Consider the following 17,931-nt stretch of genomic DNA (forward strand, 5'->3'; position numbering starts at 1 on the left):
GGCTCCTCAGCGCGCCATGCGGGCGAGGCCCGCGACCGCGGTCTCCAGCACCTCGAACCGCTTGCAGAAGGCGAAGCGGACGAGCGAGCGGTAGGGAGCGGCGTCCTCGGGGCGGCAGAACGCCGACACGGGCACCGCCACCACTCCCGCGAGATCCGGGAGCGCCCGGCAGAGCGCGACCCCGTCGTCGTAGCCGAGCGGGGCCGCGTCCGCGACGACGAAGTAGCCGCCCGAGGAGGGCGCGACGCCGAAGCCCGCAGCAGCCAGGCCCGCCGACAGCAGGTCCTTCTTGGCCGCAAGAGTCTGCGCCGCGCCGGTGAAGAAGGCGTCCGGGAGCCCGAGCCCGAGGGCGACGGCCCCCTGGAACGGCGAGCCGCTGACGTAGGTGAGGAACTGCTTCACGGCGAGGACGGCCGTGATCAGCTCGCGCGGGCCCGTCACCCAGCCGATCTTCCAGCCCGTGGTGCTGAAGGTCTTGCCCGCCGAGGAGACGGACAGCGTCCGCTCGAAGGCTCCGGGAAGGGAGGCCAGCGGGACGTGCGGGGTGTCGAAGCGCAGGTGCTCGTAGACCTCGTCCGTCAGGATCACGGCGTCGTGCCGCTCGGCGAGCCGCACGATCAGCTCGCGGGTCTCGGCCGGGAGGACGGCACCGGTCGGGTTGTGCGGGTCGTTCACCAGGATGACGCGCGTGCGGTCGCTCACCGCGGCGGTCAGCTCGTCGTGGTCGACCGCGAAGGAGGGGCCGCGCAGGAGCACGGTGCGGTGCACCCCTCCGGCGAGGGCGATCAGGGCTCCGTAGGCGTCGTAGTGGGGCGTGAAGGTGACGACCTCGTCGCCCGGCTCGAGCAGGCCCAGCAGAGCCGCGGCCAGGGCCTCGGTGGCGCCCGTGGTGACGAGGACCTCGCCGTCGGGGTCGAGGGCGATCCCGGAGAAGCGCAGCCGGTGCGCGGCGATCGCCTCGCGCAGGACGGGGAAGCCGGGACCCGGCGGGTACTGGTTGAGCCCGGACGCGATGGCGTCGCGCGCGGCGTCGAGGATCTCGCGCGGGCCGTCCTCGTCCGGGAAGCCCTGGCCGAGGTTCACCGCTCCGGTGCGCAGGGCGAGCGCGCTCATCTCGCTGAAGACGGTGGCGGCGACATCGCCGCCGGGGCCGAGGAGGCCGGCGCCCGCCGCGGCGCGGGACCAGGATCCGGGAATGCTCACGTGCCCAGTGTGCCCGCTCGAGCAGCCCGGCCGGTTTCATTTCCCGCTCGCAGGCCCGTCATAAGAAACCCCCAGGTACGATCGCCAAGCTATCCCCGCTTGGAAGGAGCAGCACCCATGACCGAGAGTCACGAGGGTCCTCGTCAGCCGGAGGAACCCACCACGCCGACGGAGTCCGGCGCCCGAGAGGCGACCGAGCGCACCCCCGGCGAGAGCTCCGGAGCGTCGTCCTCGACCACCGGGCCCACCGAGCCGATCCACCGGGGCGGAGCGCACCGCGAGAGCGAGAACCCGACCGTCCCCTACCCCTCCTCCTCGGCCCCCCAGCCGCCGTACACGCCGAACGCGACGGCCGGCAACGAGGCGCAGCCCGTCTCCCAGCCCGCCCGCTACGGGCAGTACGCGCCGCCCGCCGCGAACACCCTGCACGGCTCCGAGGAGCCGCCCTCCTCGAGCCCCTTCGGCCCGGGCGCCGAGTACACCCCCGCCCCCACCGCCACGAAGCGCCGAGCCGGAGTGGGCGTCGTCGCGGCGCTCGCCATCGGCGCGGTCGTGGGCGGAGTCGCGGGAGCCGGCGTGTTCGGCCTCTGGTCCGCCTCCAACGGCGGCGGGACCCGCGTGGTCTCCGCCGGCGGCTCGCAGACGATCACGGTCAACAACGCCGAGGACGCGACGACCGCCACCGCGGTCGCCGCCAAGGCCACTCCGAGCGTCGTCACCATCGCGGTGAGCGGCAGCTCGTCCGCCGGCACCGGCTCCGGCATCGTGCTCTCGAAGGACGGCTACGTCCTGACCAACACCCACGTGGTCACCCTCGACGGCGAGATCGCGAACGGCACCGTCTCGGTCACGACCAGCGACGGCCGGATCTTCGACGCGACCGTCGTCGGCACCGACCCGACCCTCGACCTCGCCGTCATCAAGCTGACCGGCGCGACCGACCTCAGCCCGATGACGTTCGCGGATTCCACCAAGATCAACGTCGGCGACACGGCGGTCGCCATCGGCGCCCCGCTCGGCCTCTCCGGCACCGTGACCGACGGCATCGTCAGCGCGCTCAACCGCAGCATCCAGGTCGCCTCCTCGGCGGCTCCGGACGACTCGGGCGACAGCTCGAGCGGCGGCACCGAGAGCCCGTTCAACTTCGACATCCCGGGCCAGCAGGCGCCGACCCAGGCGAAGAGCACCATCTCGCTGCCCGTCATCCAGACCGACGCGGCGATCAACCCGGGCAACTCCGGCGGCGCGCTGCTCGACAGCGACGGCGAGCTGATCGGCGTGAACGTCGCGATCGCGAGCGCCGGCCAGTCCTCCTCGAGCGGCCAGTCCGGCAACATCGGAGTCGGATTCGCGATCCCCAGCGCGATCGCCGAGCGCATCGCGAAGGAGATCATCGCGAACGGCTCCGCCTCGCACGGCCTGCTCGGCGCGAGCGTCTCCGACTCGACCGCGGACGTCCTCGGCGCCCGCATCGAGGAGGTCTCCGGAGGCGGTGCCGCGCAGGCGGCCGGTCTCGCCAAGGGCGACATCATCACCGCGATCGACAGCACTCCGATCACGAGCGCGTCCGACCTCACCGCGCAGGTCCGCGCGCAGGCCGCGAACGCCGCGGTCGAGCTGACCTACGTCCGCAACGGCCAGAGCTACCAGGCGAAGGCGACGCTCGGCCAGATGGCCGCCGGCTGACCCTCCGCCGCCGCGCACAGCCCCTCGAGGATCCGTCCCCGGGGGGCTGTGCTCCGCCGCCGCGCACAGCCCCTCGAGGATCCGTCCCCGGGGGGCTTTTCCGCGTCCGGGCCCGGCCCGGGGCGCGGCGCTCCCCGCTGGTAGGGTGGTGGATCCCTGCGCCCGCGCTCCTCCCGCACGAACTGGACCCATGCAGCACGAGATCCCGGAAGACGACCTCTCCGACCTGCCCGGCGTCTCCTACGTCATGCCCGTCCTCAACGAGGTCGCCCACGTGCGCGCCGCGGTCGACTCGCTGCTGCACCAGGACTACACCGGCCCCTTCGACGTCGTCCTCGCCGTCGCCCCGAGCATCGACGGCACGGAGCAGCTCGTCGCCGAGCTGAGCGCGGCCGACCCGCGGATCCGCGTCGTGCCGAACGAGGTCGGCTCCACTCCTGCGGGCCTCAACGCCGCGATCCGCGCCTCGCGCCACCCGGTCGTCGTCCGGGTCGACGCGCACTCCGTCCTGCCGCCCGAGTACGCGCGCACGGCGGTCGAGGCGCTGCAGCGCTCCGGAGCGGCGAACGTCGGCGGAGTGATGGCGGCGGAGGGCCTCACCCCGTTCCAGCGCGCGGTCGCCCGGGCCTACGGCTCCCGCATCGGGCTGGGCGGCACGCCCCACCACGTGGGAGGCGAGGAGGGCCCGGCCGACACGGTGTACCTCGGCGTCTTCCGCCGCTCCGCCCTCGAGCGCGCCGGCCTGTTCGACGAGCGCTTCAAGCGCGGGCAGGACTGGGAGCTGAACCGGCGGCTGCGCGAGCGCGGCGAGGTCGTCTGGTTCACTCCGCGCCTCACCGTCACCTACCGGCCGCGGCCCTCGATGCGCGCGCTGCTCCGGCAGTTCCTCTCGACCGGGATGTGGCGGGGCGAGCTCACCCGGATGTTCCCGGCCTCGCGGTCGCTGCGCTACTTCGCTCCGCCCGTGCTCGTCGCGATGCTCGCGATCGGGCTGCTCGTCGGGCTGGCGGGAGTCGTCCAGGTGCTCGCCGGAGCCGCGCCCTGGCTCCTGCTCGGGTTCGCGGTGCCCGCCGCCTACCTCCTCCTGGTGGCGGCGGCCACTCTCGTGGTCGCGCGGCCGGACGGCGCGCGTGCGATGCTGTGGTTCGCCGTGGTCATCCCGGCGGTCCACGTGGCCTGGGGGACCGGCTTCGTGCTCGGCTTCGCCGGGCTGACCAGCAACATCTCCGCCCACCGCCACCAGCCGCGGTCCGACTCGCCGAGGGGCGCATGACCACGACGACGAGACCCCGCTCCATCGCCGAGCTGCGCGCCGTCGCGCAGCCCCCGGAGGTGCGCGGGCGCCGCAACGCCGAGCACTGGACGGCGTCGCTCTACCTGCGCCGCTTCTCGCCCTACCTGACCTGGCTGCTGCTGAAGACCTCGATCTCGGCGAACGGCGTCACCGGGCTGATGATCCTGGTCGGCTGGAGCGCGGCGGCAGCCCTCCTGATCCCGGGGATCGCCGGAGCGGCGCTGGCGCTGCTCCTCGGCCAGCTGCAGATGCTGGTGGACTGCTGCGACGGCGAGGTCGCGCGCTGGCGCCGCACGTCCTCGCCGGCGGGCGTGTTCCTCGACAAGGTCGGGCACTACACGACCGAGGCGCTGATCCCGATCGCGCTCGGGCTGCGAGCGGCGGGCGTCCCGTTCGAGGCGCCGGCGGACTTCCTCTGGACCACGATCGGCTTCGCCCTGGCCCTGGTGATCGTCCTCAACAAGGCGCTCAACGACATGGTGCACGTGGCGCGCGCGAACGCCGGTCTCACGAAGCTGGCCGACACGAAGGGCGAGGCGGTGCCGTCCTCGTCCGGGCTGGCGGGGCTTCGCCGCGCGGCCCGCTTCCTGCCCTTCCACCGCCTCTACCACTCCGTCGAGCTGACGATGCTGGCCTTCGCGACCGCCCTCGTGGGCCTCGTCGTCGGAGCGGGCACGGCCGACCGGGTCCTCGTCGGGGCGCTGCTGCCGCTCGCCCTCCTCGCCCTGGTCGGCCACTTCGTCGCGATCATGGCGTCCAAGCGTGTCCGCTCCTGAGCCGCGGGTCGGCGTCGTCGTCCTGACGCAGGGGACCCGGCCCGACGACCTCGCCGCGGGGCTGGCCGGCGTCTTCGCGCAGGAGGGCGTCGAGCTGGACGTCGTCTGCGTCGGCAACGGCTGGGAGCCGGACGGCCTGCCCGAGGGAGTGCGCGCCCTGGCGCTGCCCGAGAACCTCGGCATCCCGGCGGGCCGGAACGCCGGAGTCGACGCCGTCGCGGGGGAGTACCTCTTCTTCCTCGACGACGACGCCCGGATCCCGTCCCCCCGCTTCCTCGTCGACGCGATCGCGCTGCTCGCCTCGAACCGCCGCATCGGCCTGGTGCAGCCCCGCGTCGACAGCACGGACGGCACGCCGAGCCCGCGGCGCTGGATCCCGCGGATCCTCAAGGGCGACCCCCGCCGCTCCGGCCCCGTCTTCTCGGTCTGGGAGGGAGCGGTCGTGCTGCGGCGCGACGTGTTCGCCCGGACGGGCGGCTGGGCGGCTCCGTTCTTCTACGCCCACGAGGGCATCGAGCTGGCCTGGCGGGTCTGGGACACGGGTCGCACCGCCTGGTACGCGGGAGAGCTCGTCGCCCAGCACCCGGTCATCCAGCCGACCCGGCACGCCGACTACTACCGGCTGAACGCGCGCAACCGCGTCTGGCTCGCCCGCCGCAACCTCGCCGCACCTCTGGCGCTCGTCTACGTGGGGTCCTGGACCGCGATCCAGTGCCTCCGCTGGCGGCGCGACCCGGCCGCCCTGCGCGCCTGGTTCGCCGGCTGGCGGGAGGGATGGCGCTCGGATCCGGGCGGCCGGCGCGTCCTCTCGGCCCGCACGGTGCTCCGGATGGCGTTCGCCGGGCGTCCGCCGATCGTCTAGCATCGGGGAATCCGCCCCCGCCGGGGCCCCCGAAAGGACGACGGTGTTCGATTCGACCCAGCTCTCCCCGCCCGAGCGCGCCGAGGCGGAGGCGACCCCTGCCGGACCGGACCTCCTGACGGCGGTCCGCGAGCGCCTCGGCGCTGTCGACGACGAGTTCTCCGGCCGCCTCGACGAGCACCTCCCGCGCCTGGTCGATCTGCTCGCCACGGTGTACGCCGGCCGCGACGACCTCGAGGACCAGCTGGTCGCGATCGTCGAGCTCGCCGCCGCCTCCTGGGAGGAGCGGCCCGAGGAGCTCCGCGCGCTCGACCGCGCCCGCGAGCAGCACCCGACCTGGTTCCTCTCGAACAAGACTCTGGGCGGGGTCTGCTACGTCGACCGCTACGCGGGCGACCTCGAGGGGCTGCGCGCCGAGATCCCGTACCTCCGCGAGATCGGCCTGAACTACCTGCACCTGATGCCGCTCTTCGATGCGCCCGAGGGCGAGTCGGACGGGGGCTACGCCGTCTCGAGCTACCGGCGCGTGCGGCCGGACCTCGGCGACATGGAGCAGCTCCGCGGGCTGGCCTCCGAGCTGCGTGAGCAGGGCATCGCACTCGTGGTCGACTTCGTCTTCAACCACACCTCGAACGAGCACGAGTGGGCGCAGCGCGCGCTCGCCGGCGAGCAGCGCTTCGAGGACTACTACTGGATCTACCCGGACCGGGAGCAGCCCGACGCCTTCGAGCGCACGACGCGCGAGATCTTCCCGGACGACCATCCCGGCTCCTTCGTTCAGCTGGAGGACGGGCGCTGGGTCTGGGCCACGTTCCACCGCTACCAGTGGGACCTCAACTACTCCAACCCCGAGGTGTTCCGGGCGATGGCGGGAGAGATGCTCTTCCTCGCCAATCAGGGCGTCGACGCCCTGAGGATGGACGCGGTCGCGTTCATCTGGAAGGAGCTCGGCACCACCTGCGAGTCGCAGCCGCAGGCGCACCTGCTGCTGCGCGCGTTCAACGAGGTCTGCCGCCTGGCCGCTCCGGCGCTGCTGTTCAAGTCCGAGGCGATCGTGCACCCCGACGAGGTGATCGAGTACATCGACGTCGAGGAGTGCCAGCTCTCGTACAACCCGCTGCAGATGGCGCTCACCTGGGAGGCGCTCGCCACCCGCGACGTCCGTCTCCTCTCGCAGGCCCTCGAGCGCCGGCACGCCCTCCCCGAGGGCACGGCCTGGGTCAACTACGTGCGCGGGCACGACGACATCGGCTGGACCTTCGCCGACGAGGACGCCGCCGAGCTCGGGATCGACGCGGCCGGCCACCGCCGCTTCCTCAACGACTTCTACACGGACCGGTTCGACGGCACGTTCGCCCGCGGAGTGCCGTTCCAGGAGAATCCGCGCACCGGCGACCGCCGCGTCTCGGGCACCACCGCGTCCCTCGCCGGAGTGGAGGCGGGCGACGCCTACGGGATCGACCGCGTGCTGCTCGCGCACTCGATCGCCCTGAGCACCGGCGGGCTGCCGCTGCTCTACCTCGGCGACGAGGTCGGCCAGCTCAACGACCACGGCTACCTCGACGACCCGACGACGGCCGGCGACTCGCGCTGGGTGAACCGGCCCCGCCGCCCCGTGGAGCGCTACGACGAGCGCGAGGTCCCGGGAACGGCCGCGAGCGAGGTCTTCGGCGGGCTGCTGCACCTCATCGCCGTGCGCAAGGCCGTGCCGATGTTCGCGGGCACCGAGCTGAGCGTCTTCGACCCGGTCAACGACCACGTGCTCGGCTACCAGCGCCCCGGCGACGGGGAGTCGGTGCTCGTGCTCGCGAACGTGTCGGACGAGGTCCAGGAGGTCGCGGCCGAGCGGTTCGGCGGGTTCGCCGCGGAGGCGGTCGACCTGGTCACCGAGATCGCGGTCGACCTGCGCGAGGGCTTCCGTCTCGCGCCGCTGCAGTTCGTCTGGCTGAGGGTGACCCCGGCCTGATCGGACCGCGCGAGGCCCCCGGCGCGGGGGCCGTCGCCGGTACCCTGGGGCGGATGACTCCCGCTCCCCGTGCCCTGCTCGCCCGCCTCCGCACCGACGGGCGACTCGCGCGCAAGGTGGGCGGCGAGCTGCTCGCGGCCCGCCGGGCCCGCCACGCGGTGGCCCGGCTGCTCGCGGAGCGCGGGCCGCTGCCCGAGGGCCGGTTCGAGATCGGCGTCTACTTCGCCGACGGCGACATCAACCTGTACCAGCTGCGGCAGTGGTACCGGCCGCTGGCCGAGCTGGCGGAGACGCACCCGGTCGTGCTGCTCAGCCGCAACGCCGGCGCCGCGGAGGTGCTGCTGCGCGAGAGCCCGGTCCCCGTCGCCTACGTCCGCTCCGTCGCCGACCTCGAGGGCACCATCGCGAGCCAGCCGCTGCGGATCGTGCTCTACGTCAACCAGAACGCCCGCAACTTCCAGATGATGCGCTACGGGCGCCGCTGGCACGTCTTCGTCAACCACGGCGAGAGCGACAAGATGTACATGACGACGAACCAGTTCAAGGCGTACGACTACAGCATGATCGCCGGGGACGCCGCCCTCGCCCGGCTGCGCCGTGTGCTCTGGGACTACGACTTCGACAGGCGCACCCTCGCCATCGGCCGTCCTCAGGCGGACCACTTCGCCGGCGCCGTGCCGTTCACGCCCGACGAGCGCCGCGTGGTGCTCTACGCGCCGACCTGGGAGGGCGACCGCCCCGCCGCGGGCTACGGCTCGATCCGGAGCCACGGCACGGCCCTCGTGCGCGGGCTCCTGGCCGACCCGCGGTTCCGGCTCGTCTACCGCCCGCATCCCCGCAGCGGCGCGGTCGACTCCGACTACGCCGCGGCCGACCGGGCGATCGTCGCGATGATCGCCGCCGCCAACGCCGCCGATCCGCGCGCCGGTCACGTGCACGACACCGGTGCCGAGCTCGGCTGGCAGCTCGCCGCCGCCGACCTCGCGATCCTCGACGTGTCGGCGATGGTCTACGACCGGCTGGCCACGGGGCGCCCGCTGCTGGTCACCCGGCCCGTCAGCGCCGAGGCCGAGGTCGACGAGAGCGGCTACCTCGGCGACGCGGAGTGGCTGCACGCCGAGGACGCCTCCGCGATCATCGCGCGGATCGACAGCGCCGAGCACGATCCGGAGTCGGTCGAGCGGCTGGAGCGCTGGGTGCACCGCTACTTCGGCGACACGTCGCCCGGAGCGGCCACGCGGCGCTTCCACGAGGCGATCGAGCACCTGCTCACCGAGTGGGAGCGGCACGCCGCTCTGCACCGGGGCGACGGCGCGGTCGACGACCACGATCCGGAGGGCTGAGCGGGCGGGAGCACCGCTCGAACGGCCGCGTCAAGGGTGGGCCGGTCGCCGGGCGGCCTCCCGGCGCCCCGCTACGCTCGTCCCATGATGACCCCGCGCGCCTTCGCCCGCTCCCGCCGGCGCCGGTCGGCACCCGCCCAGCCCGCGGTCGAGCCGGACATCGTGGTCTCCGCCGACCCGGAGAAGCCGGTCTTCACGATCCGCTCCTTCCGCATCGGCCTGTTCGGCGCGCTCGGCGTGCTGGTGGCGCTCGTCCTGGGCGGCCTCGTCGTGCAGCTGGGCACGGTGCTGACCTACATCTTCGTGGCGCTGTTCTTCGCGCTCGGCCTCGATCCGCTGGTCTCCTGGCTCGAGAGCAAGCGCCTGCCGAGGCCGCTCGCGATCACGGCGGTCTTCGCCGCGGTGGTGCTGATCTTCGCCGGCCTGCTGGTCTACATCATCCCGATCCTGGTCGAGCAGCTGACGATGTTCGTCACGAGCGCCCCGCAGATCGTCACCGACATCGCCTCGCAGCAGTGGGTGCTCGACCTCGAGCAGCAGCTGCGCGGCGTGATCGACATCGACGAGCTGATCGAGAGCGTCCAGAGCTTCATCGGCAACCCCAACAACCTGCTCTCGCTCGGCGGCGGACTGATCGCGGTCGGGACCGGGATCGCCAGCGGCGTGACCGGCGCCGTCATCGTGCTGATCCTGACGCTGTACTTCCTCGCGTCGCTGCGCTCGATGAAGGCCGTCGCCTACCGCTTCGCCCCCGCCTCGCACCGCGCGAAGGCGCACGAGGTCGGCGACGAGATCACCGGTGCCGTGGGCCGCTACGTGGTCGGCCAGGTCTCGCTCGCCGGCGTGAACGGCGTGCTCACGTTCATCCTGCTGCTCTCGATCGGCGCCCCGGTGCCGGCTCTGCTGGCCTGCGTCGCGTTCCTCGGCTCCCTGATCCCGCTGGTCGGCACGCTCTCGGGCGCCGTGATCATCTCGCTCGCCTGCCTCCTGGCCTCGCCGCTGACCGCGCTGGTCGCCGCGATCTACTACCTCGTCTACATGCAGGTCGAGGCGTACCTCCTCAGCCCCCGCATCATGAACAAGGCCGTCTCGGTCCCCGGTGCGGTCGTCGTGATCGCGGCGGTGGCGGGCGGCACCATCGCGGGCGTGCTCGGCGCCCTGGTCGCGATCCCGGTCGCGGCCTCGGTGATCATCGTCGTGCAGAAGGTCGTCTTCCCCCGTCAGGACGCCAAGTAGCGGACCGCACCGCGACGGCCGGTCCGCTCAGCGCCAGGGCGGCACCGCGCCGTCGACCGCGGCGCTGAAGCGGCGGACCGACTGCGGGACCGCGACGCCCTCCTCCGCCGGCACCGGCGCGAGCGTGCGGGTGACCAGCGGCACGACGCCCGCCCAGACCCCGGCCTCCGGCTCGTCGCCGGCTCCGTGCGCGCGCACCTTCAGGCTCGCCTCGGCCAGGGGGAGGCGCAGCACCAGCGTCGCCGCGATCTCGCGGGCGGTGCTCGCTCGCACCTCCTCGTCGCGCCCCGGGAGGAGGCGTGCCACCAGCAGATCGAGGGCCCGCGCCTTCTCCTCGCCCTCCAGCACCTCGGCCCGGCCGATCACCATCGCCGAGCGGTAGTTCATCGAGCTGTCGAAGGTGGAGCGGGCGACGACCAGTCCGTCGACCAGCGTGACGGAAGCGGTGAGGAGCGAGTGCCGCGCCGCCTCCCGCAGCAGTCCTCCGCCGCTCGACCCGTGCAGCAGGAGGGAGTCGCCGTCGCGGGCGAAGAGGATCGGCAGCACGATCGCGGCGCCGTCCCGCACGACGGCGACGTGGGCGACGAGCGCCTCGTCGAGCAGGGCGTGCAGCTCGGCGGGATCGGTGCGCTGGCGGTCGCGGAGACGGGAGACGCGGGTGCGGTCGGTGACGGGGAGGCTGTCCATGTCGGAATCGTCCCGCGCCGACTGGATCTGCCAGGATGCCACTGGGCCGCGATCGGAGTGGTCCAGAGCGGAGCGGTCGATGGCGTCGGGCGATCTGGAGATCCCGCTCCTCCTCGGGCCGTCGCCGCGCGGCTCGGTCCGCGCCGGGCTCGCCGAGGCGCTGCGCCAGGCGGTGCTGGACGGGCGCTACCGGGCGGGCGATCCGATCCCGTCGAGCCGCGTGCTCGCCGAGCGCCTCGGCGTCTCGCGGGGCTCCGTCGTCGCCGCGGTGGATCAGCTGGTGGGGGAGGGCTACCTCGTCGCCCACCCGCGCGCAGCGGTGACTGTCGCCTCCGACGGACTGCTGGCGCCGGCGCCGCAGGAGCCGCGGCCGGAGTCCAGGGAGACCGTCGTCCAGCCCGCCGCGGCGGACCTGAGGCCGGGCCGGCCGGACACCCGCGCCCTCGACACCCCGGAGTGGCGGGCCGCCTGGCGCCTGGCGCTCGCCTCGCCGCCCTCGGCGCCTCCTCGGGGTTCCGGGGACCCGGCCCTGCGGGAGCAGATCGCCGAGCAGCTGCGCCGGTCCCGCGGCGTCGACGTGCAGGCGTCGGACGTGGTGGTGACCAGCGGCACCGCGGGCGCCGTCGCGCTCCTGGCCCGCGCCGCCTCGGCCTCGCTCGGACGCGAGGTGCGCGTCGCCGTCGAGGACCCCGGCTACCCGGCCGTCCGGCGCCGCCTGCGCGCCGACGGGCACGAGGTCGTCGGCGTCCCGGTGCGCGGCGACGGCATCGACCTCGACGCTCTCGCGAGCTCCGGCGCGGACGTGGTCGTCGTGACTCCGTCGCACCAGTACCCGACCGGAGGCAGGCTCGCCCTCGCCGAGCGCCTGGAGCTGGTGCGCCGCGCGTCGGCCGGCCCCCTGCTCGTGGTGGAGGACGACTACGACAGTGAGTTCCGCTACGTCGGCGCCCCGCTGCCCGCGCTCGCCTCGCTCAACTCCGGCGGCGGAGTCGCCCATGTCGGGTCGTTCTCGAAGACCGTCTCGCCGTGGCTCCGCATCGCCTACCTGGCCGTTCCGCCGGCGTCCTGGCTCCGCGGGGCGCTGGCCGGCCTCGACGACGAGAAGGACGCCTCCGCCTCGGGTCCGACGCAGGCGGCGCTCGCGCAGTTCATGGCGAGCGGGGCGTTCCGGAGGCATCTCACGCGCTCGAGACGGCGCTACGCCCACCGCCGTGAGCTGGTCCACGCATTCGGGGAGTCGGTGCCGTGGGGGCGCGCAAGCGGACTAGACGGGGGTCTGCACGTCGTCCTCTCCCTGCCCGCGCCTCTGGACGCGCAAGCCGTCGCAGCCGCACTGCTCCGGGAGGGACTGCTCGTCGCCACTCTGCACGAGTACGCCCTGTCGGGACGGGCTGCGACCGAGGCGCTGGTCCTCGGCTACGGCCATGTCGGCGACCTCGAGCTCGCTGCGGCGCTGGACCTCGTCGACCGGACCGTCCGCGCGCTCGCCGCCGGGGCCGTCCGTGGTATCCCTGGAGGATGACCCGCGACTCCGCCCTGCACATCACCGACGATCCCGACGCCGACGCGCTGCTCAGCCGCGACCCGCTGGCGCTGCTGATCGGGATGCTCCTCGACCAGCAGGTCGCGATGGAGACGGCCTTCTCCGGGCCCCGCAAGATCGAGGAGCGCCTCGAGGCGGAGGGCGCCTCGTTCGACGCCGCGTCGATCGCGGGCTTCGACGAGGACGCGTTCTCGGAGCTCTGCCGGACTCCGCCCGCGATCCATCGCTACCCGGCGAGCATGGCGGGGCGCGTGCAGGTCCTCTGCCGCGCTCTGGTCGACGACTGGGACGGCGACGCCGCGGCGGTCTGGACGCGCGACGAGCCCGACGGCCGCACGGTCCTCGCGCGTCTGAAGGCGCTGCCCGGCTTCGGCGAGCAGAAGGCGCGGATCTTCCTCGCCCTGCTCGGCAAGCAGCGCGGATTCTCGGGGGAGGGCTGGCGCTCGGCCGCGGGCGCCTACGGAGAGGAGGGCGCCTTCCGCTCGGTCGCCGACATCGTCTCTCCGGAGTCGCTGACGAAGGTCCGCGCCACCAAGCAGGCCGCGAAGGCCGCCGCCAAGGCGGAGAAGTAGGGCCGGGGGCGGCGGCCGGATGGATCGAGCGCTCGACGACGGTCCCGGTCACCGTCTCCGCAGTCGCAGGCCGAGCAGCCCGGCCCGATGATCCCCGCCGCCACCGCCCGGCTGCGCTTCCGTGAGATGACCGCCGAGGACCTCCCCGACATGGCGGACCTGCTCGGCGACCCGGTCGTGATGCGGTACTACCCCGCGCGGAATGACCGCGAGCAGGCAGCCGCCTGGATCGAGTGGAACCGGCGCAACTACCGCGAGCACGGCTTCGGGCTGTGGATCGTCGAGACCCTCGACGGCGAGTTCGTCGGCGACTGCGGGTTGACCTGGCAGCGCGGCGACGGCGGGATCGAGCTCGAGGTCGGCTACCACGTGCGGGCCGGTCTGCACGGCCGCGGCTACGCCACCGAGGCGGCTGCGGCCTGCCGCGACCTCGCGCTCGCCCACCGCCTCGCGGGACGACTCGTGGCGCTCGTGCACCCGGACAACGCCGCCTCGAGGCGCGTCGCCGAGAAGACCGGCCTCCGCGTGATCGCCGAGGACCGCGACGGCGGCGGACTCGTCCGCACCGTGCTCGGGATGCCGCTCGTCGGGCCCGGGCGCCGGCCTCGGGAACGCTGACCGAACGCCTCCGACGGCTCCGGACCACAGCGCGCGGCCCGCGCCGAGCAGGATGGTCTGAGCTAGATCCGGTCCTCCAGCGCCGCGATCAGCGCCGCGCGGTCCTCACGGAGGATCGAGGCCCCACCCCCCGGCACGGTCCGCACCTCGACGCCGCGGGCGGCGAGGACGCCGCCCAGCGAGCCGTGGCCCAGCGGGTCCTCCGGCATCACGGCGAGCGTCGGCACGGGGAACGTCTCGGGGGCCTCGGCCGCACCCCGTGCCGTCAGCCCGCCGGCGGAGTCCTGCTCCCAGAGCGCGTGGGCCGACACGTCGAGCTCGATCTGCTCGTCCGTCCAGATCGGGTGGCGGTGGCGGAGGGAGCCGGCGTCGCCCTTCTCGACGTGCGCGACCGAGCCGCCGCGGTGGAGCGCGCTCGTCAGTCCGCGGGCGTCCGAGAACGCGGGGTCGAGCAGGACGAGCCGGTCGGCGCCGTACTCCGGGGCGAGCCGGGTGGCGACGACGGCGCCGAGGCCGTGGCCGATGACGAGATCGGGGGTCTGCAGCACCGAGGCGCGGACGTCCGACGCCCAGCGCTCCGGCGAGTACACGGGCGACGCCGGCGAGCCGCCGTGACCGGCGAGATCGGGGGCCACCACCCGGTAGCCGTGCTCGTGAAGCGTCGGGACCAGGGCGTACCAGATCCGGGAGTCGGAGCCGAGGCCGTGGAGGAGGAGCGCCGTCCGCTCGCCCGTTCCGCCGTAGTCGCGGACGAACAGCGCCAGCGGCTCGGCCGGCGCGGCGGCCAGCGCCTTCCGCTCGGCGCGGGTCGGCTCGAGCACGAGGGTGTTGCCGAACGCCTGCGGTGCCGGCCCGAACGCATCGCGCGCGCTGTGGATCACCTTGCGGCCCAGCATCGCGTTGCCGACGCCGCCCAGTGCCGCTCCGATCCCGAACGGCATCGCCCGGCCGACCAGGCCCGCGCCCTGCTGGGCGAGGAAGTGCTTGGCGAAGGACTTCTTGGCGCGGTCCGCCAGCTCGCCCACGAGGAAGGACGGCAGGCCCTTCGTGACCACGGAGCCCCAGTACTGGTTGAGGCCGCTGCCCCCGCCGACGGCCTGCCCGGCCACCTGGCGCACCATCTCGCTGCCGGAGGAGCCCATCATCAGCGTGAGCACGAGGGCCCGAGCGCGGTCCGGGTCCTCGAGCGGGATCCCGTGCACCTCCGTCACCGACTGCGCGAAGAGCGCGCTCGCCTCCAGGAACCCCGCCGCTCCCGCGCCGGAGAGGGCCACCGAGGCGGCCGTGCCGATGCCGGGGACGACGGCGGTCGCCCCGATCGCCGCGCCTCCCGCGGCCACGCTCGAGAGGTACTGCCGCTCGAGCGACGTAATGATCTGCTCCGGAGTCGCCCCGGGACGCCGGCGCCGCAGCAGGCGGATGTTCGCCAGCACGGCCGGGCGTTGCACCGCGAGGAGCCGGTCGAGCAGCTTCGCCAGCTGCGCGTTCTCGGAGCCGTCGGCCTGCTCCACCTCGCCGGCCCTCTCCACGGCGCGCTCGCGCTTGCGGTCCTTCTGGGCCATGTCGTGCACTCCTGCGTCCTCGGGCGCCGCGTGCGGGAGGGGTCAGTCGTCGGAGACGGTGCCCTGGACGGGCGGGCCCTCGGCCGGCGCCGTGCTGCTCCGCGGTGTCGGCGCGTAGTCCTCAGCGTAACGCGCGAGCACCTCCTCGATCGGCGCGTCCAGCACCAGGCGGCCCTTGTCCAGGTAGAGGCCGCGCGTGCAGAAGCGGCGGAGGTCGCGCTCGTTGTGCGAGACGAAGAAGAGGGTGCGGCCGGAGGCGAGCAGCTCCTCGATCCGCGCGTAGCACTTCTCGCGGAACGCCCTGTCGCCGACCGCGAGCACCTCGTCCACCAGGATGATCGGCTCCTCGAGCCGCGACACGACGGAGAAGGCGATCCGCACCTTCATCCCGCTCGAGAGGTGCTTGTAGGGGGTGTCGAGGAAGTCGCCGATCTCGGCGAACTCGATGATCGAGTCAAAGCGCGCGTCGACCTCGCGCTTGGACATCCCGTGGAGACCCGCGGTCAGGTAGACGTTCTCGCGGACGCTCAGGTCGGCCACGAAGCCGCCGGTGATCTCGATGAGCGGAGCGACGCCCCCGCGCACCTCCACCGCGCCCTCGTCCGGCAGCACCACGCCGGCGACGAGCTTGAGCAGCGTCGACTTGCCCTGACCGTTCCGGCCGACGACACCGATGGCCTCGCCCGCCCGCACCTGCACGTCGAGCCCGCGGATCGCCCAGAACTCGCCGGGCCGCGAGCGGCGGGAGCGGCCGGCGAAGAGGTCCTTGAAGGAGCGGCGGCCCCGCCGGTTGCGGCGGAAGCGGATACCGAGGCCGCGGCACTCGATGACCACGGGGGCGTCGGTCATCACAGCTCCTTCAGCACCGCGCGCTCGGAGCGGCGGAAGACGACGAGGCCCAGTACCAGCACGAGCACCGAGAGGCCCGCGGAGGCGAGGATGAGCGGGACGTCGAGCTCGCTCTCGAAGAACGCGGAGCGGTAGAGGGCGAAGATCCCGCTGAGCGGGTTGAGCGCCGCGAGCGGCCGGATCTGCTCCGGCAGGTTGGCCGTGGAGTAGATGATCGGCGACGCGTAGAAGAGGAACCGGAGGACGAGCTTCACGGCCCGCTCCAGATCGCGGAAGAACACCACGAGGGGGGCCACCAGCAGACCCACGCCGAGCGTGAGCACCGCCTGCAGCAGGATCGCCACGGGGAACAGCAGCGCCGCCCAGGTCAGGTGCGCGCCGGCGATCACGGCGAAGAGCACCAGCACCGGCAGGCTCGCCACGAACTCGATGCCCTTCGAGAGCACGATCCGCCCGACCCAGATGGTCCGCGGGATCGACGTCGACCGCACCAGCTTCGCCTCGCGGAGGAACGCGCGGGTCGCGTCGGAGGTCGCCTGGTTGAACCACATCCACGGCAGCAGGCCCGCGAGCAGGAAGACGATGTACGGGTCCTCGCCGACGGTCCGCTGGAAGACGACGGTGAAGACGAAGAAGTAGATGCCCGACATGACGAGCGGGTCGAGAACCGACCAGACGTAGCCGAGCGCGCTCGTGGCGTACCGGACGGTGAGGTCGCGCCTGGTGAGCAGCCAGAGGGAGTGGCGGTAGCGCCAGGCCCGGGAGCGCCGGTGGCGCAGGGCCGTCTCGGTCGCGAGGGTGTCGGCCGTGCTCACTGCGCGACTCCTCCCGTCGGCTCCGCTCGAGCCGGGGGAGGAGCCGGGAGCGTCAGACGAAGAGGTTCGCGCGCTCGAGGTCCTCGGCGAAGTCCACCTCGACGGCGTAGAGGTCGGAGATGTCCATCGGCTCGACGAGCAGGCGGTCCTGCTCGATCGCCAACTCTATGCCACGCTCGAAGTAGTCCTGGGCGTCGACCCGGGCGAGCTGGCGCACCAGCGCGGCCTTGTCGGAGGCGGACACGTAGTTGATCCCGACCGCCTCGCCGAGGCCGCCGCGCACCGTCTTGGAGAGCTCCTGGATGAAGCCCTCGGCGCTCGTCGTGTACTTGACCTCCTCGTCCGACACCTTCGAGGTGTTGACGGTGACGAAGGAGACGTCCTTCGCGATCAGCGCGGCCGCGCGGTCGAGGATGCGCGGGTCGAAGACGACGTCGCCGTTCATCCAGAGCACGCCGCCCTGCCCGCTCGCCTGCAGCGCGCGGAGGAGGCTCTTGGAGGTGTTGGTCTGGTCGTACTGCTCGTTGTAGACGAACGTCGCCGAGGGGAAGGCCTCGATGATGTGCTCGAGCTTGTAGCCGACGACGATGCTCACCGGGACCTTCGTGCCGAAGGCGTGGTGGATGTTGTCGAACTGCTGCTGCATGATCGTGCGCCCGTCGCTGAGCGGCGTGAGCGGCTTGGGGAGGGAGCGGCCGAGCCGGCTGCCCATCCCTGCGGCGAGGATGACGACGGTGGCGGGGCTGCTGCTCGTCGAACCTGTGTGCATCATCGTGTGTTCTCCTCGAATTAACCGCTGCGTCTCGATCTGGTCGACTCCTCGGGTAGAGACCTAGTGTACAGTTCACGCCCCCCGGGGCCAGGGTGGTTGACCTCTCGCCGTGTCGCCGGGTGTCGGCGCGGGCGCCGGGGGCCCGCG

16 protein-coding genes are annotated in these 17,931 nt (G+C 73.2%); 10 read left to right on the forward strand and 6 right to left on the reverse strand.

Annotation, left to right across the window (positions count from 1 at the left end):
* Positions 1-6 precede the first annotated feature (6 nt).
* On the reverse strand, positions 7-1,203 hold the full coding sequence (locus C5C95_RS02475) for an aminotransferase class I/II-fold pyridoxal phosphate-dependent enzyme (protein ID WP_104250125.1): 1,197 nt from the start codon (positions 1,201-1,203) through the stop codon (positions 7-9).
* A gap of 117 nt (positions 1,204-1,320) precedes the next feature.
* On the opposite strand from C5C95_RS02475, the gene C5C95_RS02480 reads away from it, so the two are divergent.
* The 7 genes from C5C95_RS02480 (at position 1,321) to C5C95_RS02510 (ending at position 10,366) form a co-directional block, all read left to right on the forward strand.
* Positions 1,321-2,889, forward strand: coding sequence for a S1C family serine protease (locus tag C5C95_RS02480; RefSeq protein WP_104250126.1), 1,569 nt, complete (start codon positions 1,321-1,323; stop codon positions 2,887-2,889).
* A gap of 190 nt (positions 2,890-3,079) precedes the next feature.
* Positions 3,080-4,162: a glycosyltransferase family 2 protein gene (locus tag C5C95_RS02485; protein WP_181067779.1), complete on the forward strand. Its 1,083-nt coding sequence runs from the start codon at positions 3,080-3,082 to the stop codon at positions 4,160-4,162.
* Complete coding sequence (locus C5C95_RS02490; protein WP_104223579.1) at positions 4,159-4,959, forward strand: CDP-alcohol phosphatidyltransferase family protein; 801 nt, start codon at positions 4,159-4,161, stop codon at positions 4,957-4,959. Before C5C95_RS02485 ends, C5C95_RS02490 begins: the two co-directional genes overlap by 4 nt.
* Positions 4,946-5,821: a glycosyltransferase family 2 protein gene (locus C5C95_RS02495; RefSeq protein WP_104283832.1), complete on the forward strand. Its 876-nt coding sequence runs from the start codon at positions 4,946-4,948 to the stop codon at positions 5,819-5,821. The genes C5C95_RS02490 and C5C95_RS02495 overlap by 14 nt, the downstream gene beginning before the upstream one ends.
* Before the next feature lie 115 nt (positions 5,822-5,936).
* On the forward strand, positions 5,937-7,787 hold the full coding sequence (locus C5C95_RS02500; RefSeq protein WP_104323780.1) for an amylosucrase: 1,851 nt from the start codon (positions 5,937-5,939) through the stop codon (positions 7,785-7,787).
* Between the two features lie 53 nt (positions 7,788-7,840).
* On the forward strand, positions 7,841-9,130 hold the full coding sequence (locus C5C95_RS02505) for a hypothetical protein (RefSeq protein ID WP_258072610.1): 1,290 nt from the start codon (positions 7,841-7,843) through the stop codon (positions 9,128-9,130).
* 84 nt (positions 9,131-9,214) lie between these two features.
* Positions 9,215-10,366 carry an AI-2E family transporter gene (locus tag C5C95_RS02510; RefSeq protein ID WP_244229611.1) on the forward strand — a complete coding sequence of 384 codons (1,152 nt, stop codon included), beginning with the start codon at positions 9,215-9,217 and terminating at the stop codon, positions 10,364-10,366.
* 27 nt (positions 10,367-10,393) lie between these two features.
* Here the strand turns inward: C5C95_RS02510 and C5C95_RS02515 are convergent, their stop codons facing one another.
* The gene (locus tag C5C95_RS02515) at positions 10,394-11,053 is read right to left on the reverse strand and encodes a pyridoxamine 5'-phosphate oxidase family protein (protein ID WP_104323728.1); all 660 of its coding nucleotides are present in this window, start codon (positions 11,051-11,053) and stop codon (positions 10,394-10,396) included.
* A gap of 79 nt (positions 11,054-11,132) precedes the next feature.
* On the opposite strand from C5C95_RS02515, the gene C5C95_RS02520 reads away from it, so the two are divergent.
* The 3 genes from C5C95_RS02520 to C5C95_RS02530 all read left to right on the forward strand — a co-directional run bounded on the left by C5C95_RS02520 (position 11,133) and on the right by C5C95_RS02530 (position 13,786).
* The gene (locus C5C95_RS02520) at positions 11,133-12,575 is read left to right on the forward strand and encodes a PLP-dependent aminotransferase family protein (RefSeq protein WP_181125524.1); all 1,443 of its coding nucleotides are present in this window, start codon (positions 11,133-11,135) and stop codon (positions 12,573-12,575) included.
* Positions 12,572-13,168, forward strand: a complete 597-nt coding sequence (locus C5C95_RS02525; protein WP_104223574.1) for an HhH-GPD-type base excision DNA repair protein — start codon at positions 12,572-12,574, stop codon at positions 13,166-13,168. The genes C5C95_RS02520 and C5C95_RS02525 overlap by 4 nt, the downstream gene beginning before the upstream one ends.
* Positions 13,169-13,255: 87 nt before the next feature.
* The gene (locus C5C95_RS02530; RefSeq protein ID WP_104323730.1) at positions 13,256-13,786 is read left to right on the forward strand and encodes a GNAT family N-acetyltransferase; all 531 of its coding nucleotides are present in this window, start codon (positions 13,256-13,258) and stop codon (positions 13,784-13,786) included.
* Positions 13,787-13,848: 62 nt separating this feature from the next.
* On the opposite strand, the gene C5C95_RS02535 is transcribed toward C5C95_RS02530, so the two are convergent.
* The 4 genes from C5C95_RS02535 to C5C95_RS02550 are packed head-to-tail and all read right to left on the reverse strand — an operon-like array spanning position 13,849 to position 17,781.
* Positions 13,849-15,348 carry an alpha/beta fold hydrolase gene (locus C5C95_RS02535; protein ID WP_104323731.1) on the reverse strand — a complete coding sequence of 500 codons (1,500 nt, stop codon included), beginning with the start codon at positions 15,346-15,348 and terminating at the stop codon, positions 13,849-13,851.
* A 42-nt stretch (positions 15,349-15,390) separates the two neighbouring features.
* Positions 15,391-16,197, reverse strand: a complete 807-nt coding sequence (locus C5C95_RS02540) for an ABC transporter ATP-binding protein (protein WP_104233195.1) — start codon at positions 16,195-16,197, stop codon at positions 15,391-15,393.
* A complete protein-coding gene (locus C5C95_RS02545; protein ID WP_374954309.1) occupies positions 16,197-17,012 on the reverse strand; it encodes an ABC transporter permease in 816 nt (271 codons plus the stop codon). Before C5C95_RS02545 ends, C5C95_RS02540 begins: the two co-directional genes overlap by 1 nt.
* A 52-nt stretch (positions 17,013-17,064) precedes the next feature.
* Positions 17,065-17,781 (reverse strand): NTP transferase domain-containing protein, encoded by a 717-nt coding sequence (locus C5C95_RS02550; RefSeq protein ID WP_104226983.1) that lies wholly within the window; start codon positions 17,779-17,781, stop codon positions 17,065-17,067.
* Between the last annotated feature and the right edge of the window lie 150 nt (positions 17,782-17,931).

This window comes from Rathayibacter sp. AY1B7, from assembly GCF_002932735.1.
Classification (GTDB): Bacteria; Actinomycetota; Actinomycetes; order Actinomycetales; family Microbacteriaceae; genus Rathayibacter.

Bases quoted from the DNA above. Each gene is read 5' to 3' on its own strand.
- C5C95_RS02540 (WP_104233195.1), bottom strand. From the start codon at position 16,197: ATGACCGACGCCCCCGTGGTCATCGAGTGCCGCGGCCTCGGTATCCGC.
- C5C95_RS02520 (WP_181125524.1), top strand. From the start codon at position 11,133: ATGGCGTCGGGCGATCTGGAGATCCCGCTCCTCCTCGGGCCGTCGCCG.
- C5C95_RS02490 (WP_104223579.1), top strand. From the start codon at position 4,159: ATGACCACGACGACGAGACCCCGCTCCATCGCCGAGCTGCGCGCCGTC.
- C5C95_RS02510 (WP_244229611.1), top strand. From the start codon at position 9,215: ATGATGACCCCGCGCGCCTTCGCCCGCTCCCGCCGGCGCCGGTCGGCA.
- C5C95_RS02525 (WP_104223574.1), top strand. From the start codon at position 12,572: ATGACCCGCGACTCCGCCCTGCACATCACCGACGATCCCGACGCCGAC.
- C5C95_RS02530 (WP_104323730.1), top strand. From the start codon at position 13,256: ATGATCCCCGCCGCCACCGCCCGGCTGCGCTTCCGTGAGATGACCGCC.
- C5C95_RS02535 (WP_104323731.1), bottom strand. From the start codon at position 15,348: ATGGCCCAGAAGGACCGCAAGCGCGAGCGCGCCGTGGAGAGGGCCGGC.
- C5C95_RS02505 (WP_258072610.1), top strand. From the start codon at position 7,841: ATGACTCCCGCTCCCCGTGCCCTGCTCGCCCGCCTCCGCACCGACGGG.
- C5C95_RS02515 (WP_104323728.1), bottom strand. From the start codon at position 11,053: ATGGACAGCCTCCCCGTCACCGACCGCACCCGCGTCTCCCGTCTCCGC.
- C5C95_RS02485 (WP_181067779.1), top strand. From the start codon at position 3,080: ATGCAGCACGAGATCCCGGAAGACGACCTCTCCGACCTGCCCGGCGTC.
- C5C95_RS02480 (WP_104250126.1), top strand. From the start codon at position 1,321: ATGACCGAGAGTCACGAGGGTCCTCGTCAGCCGGAGGAACCCACCACG.
- C5C95_RS02550 (WP_104226983.1), bottom strand. From the start codon at position 17,781: ATGCACACAGGTTCGACGAGCAGCAGCCCCGCCACCGTCGTCATCCTC.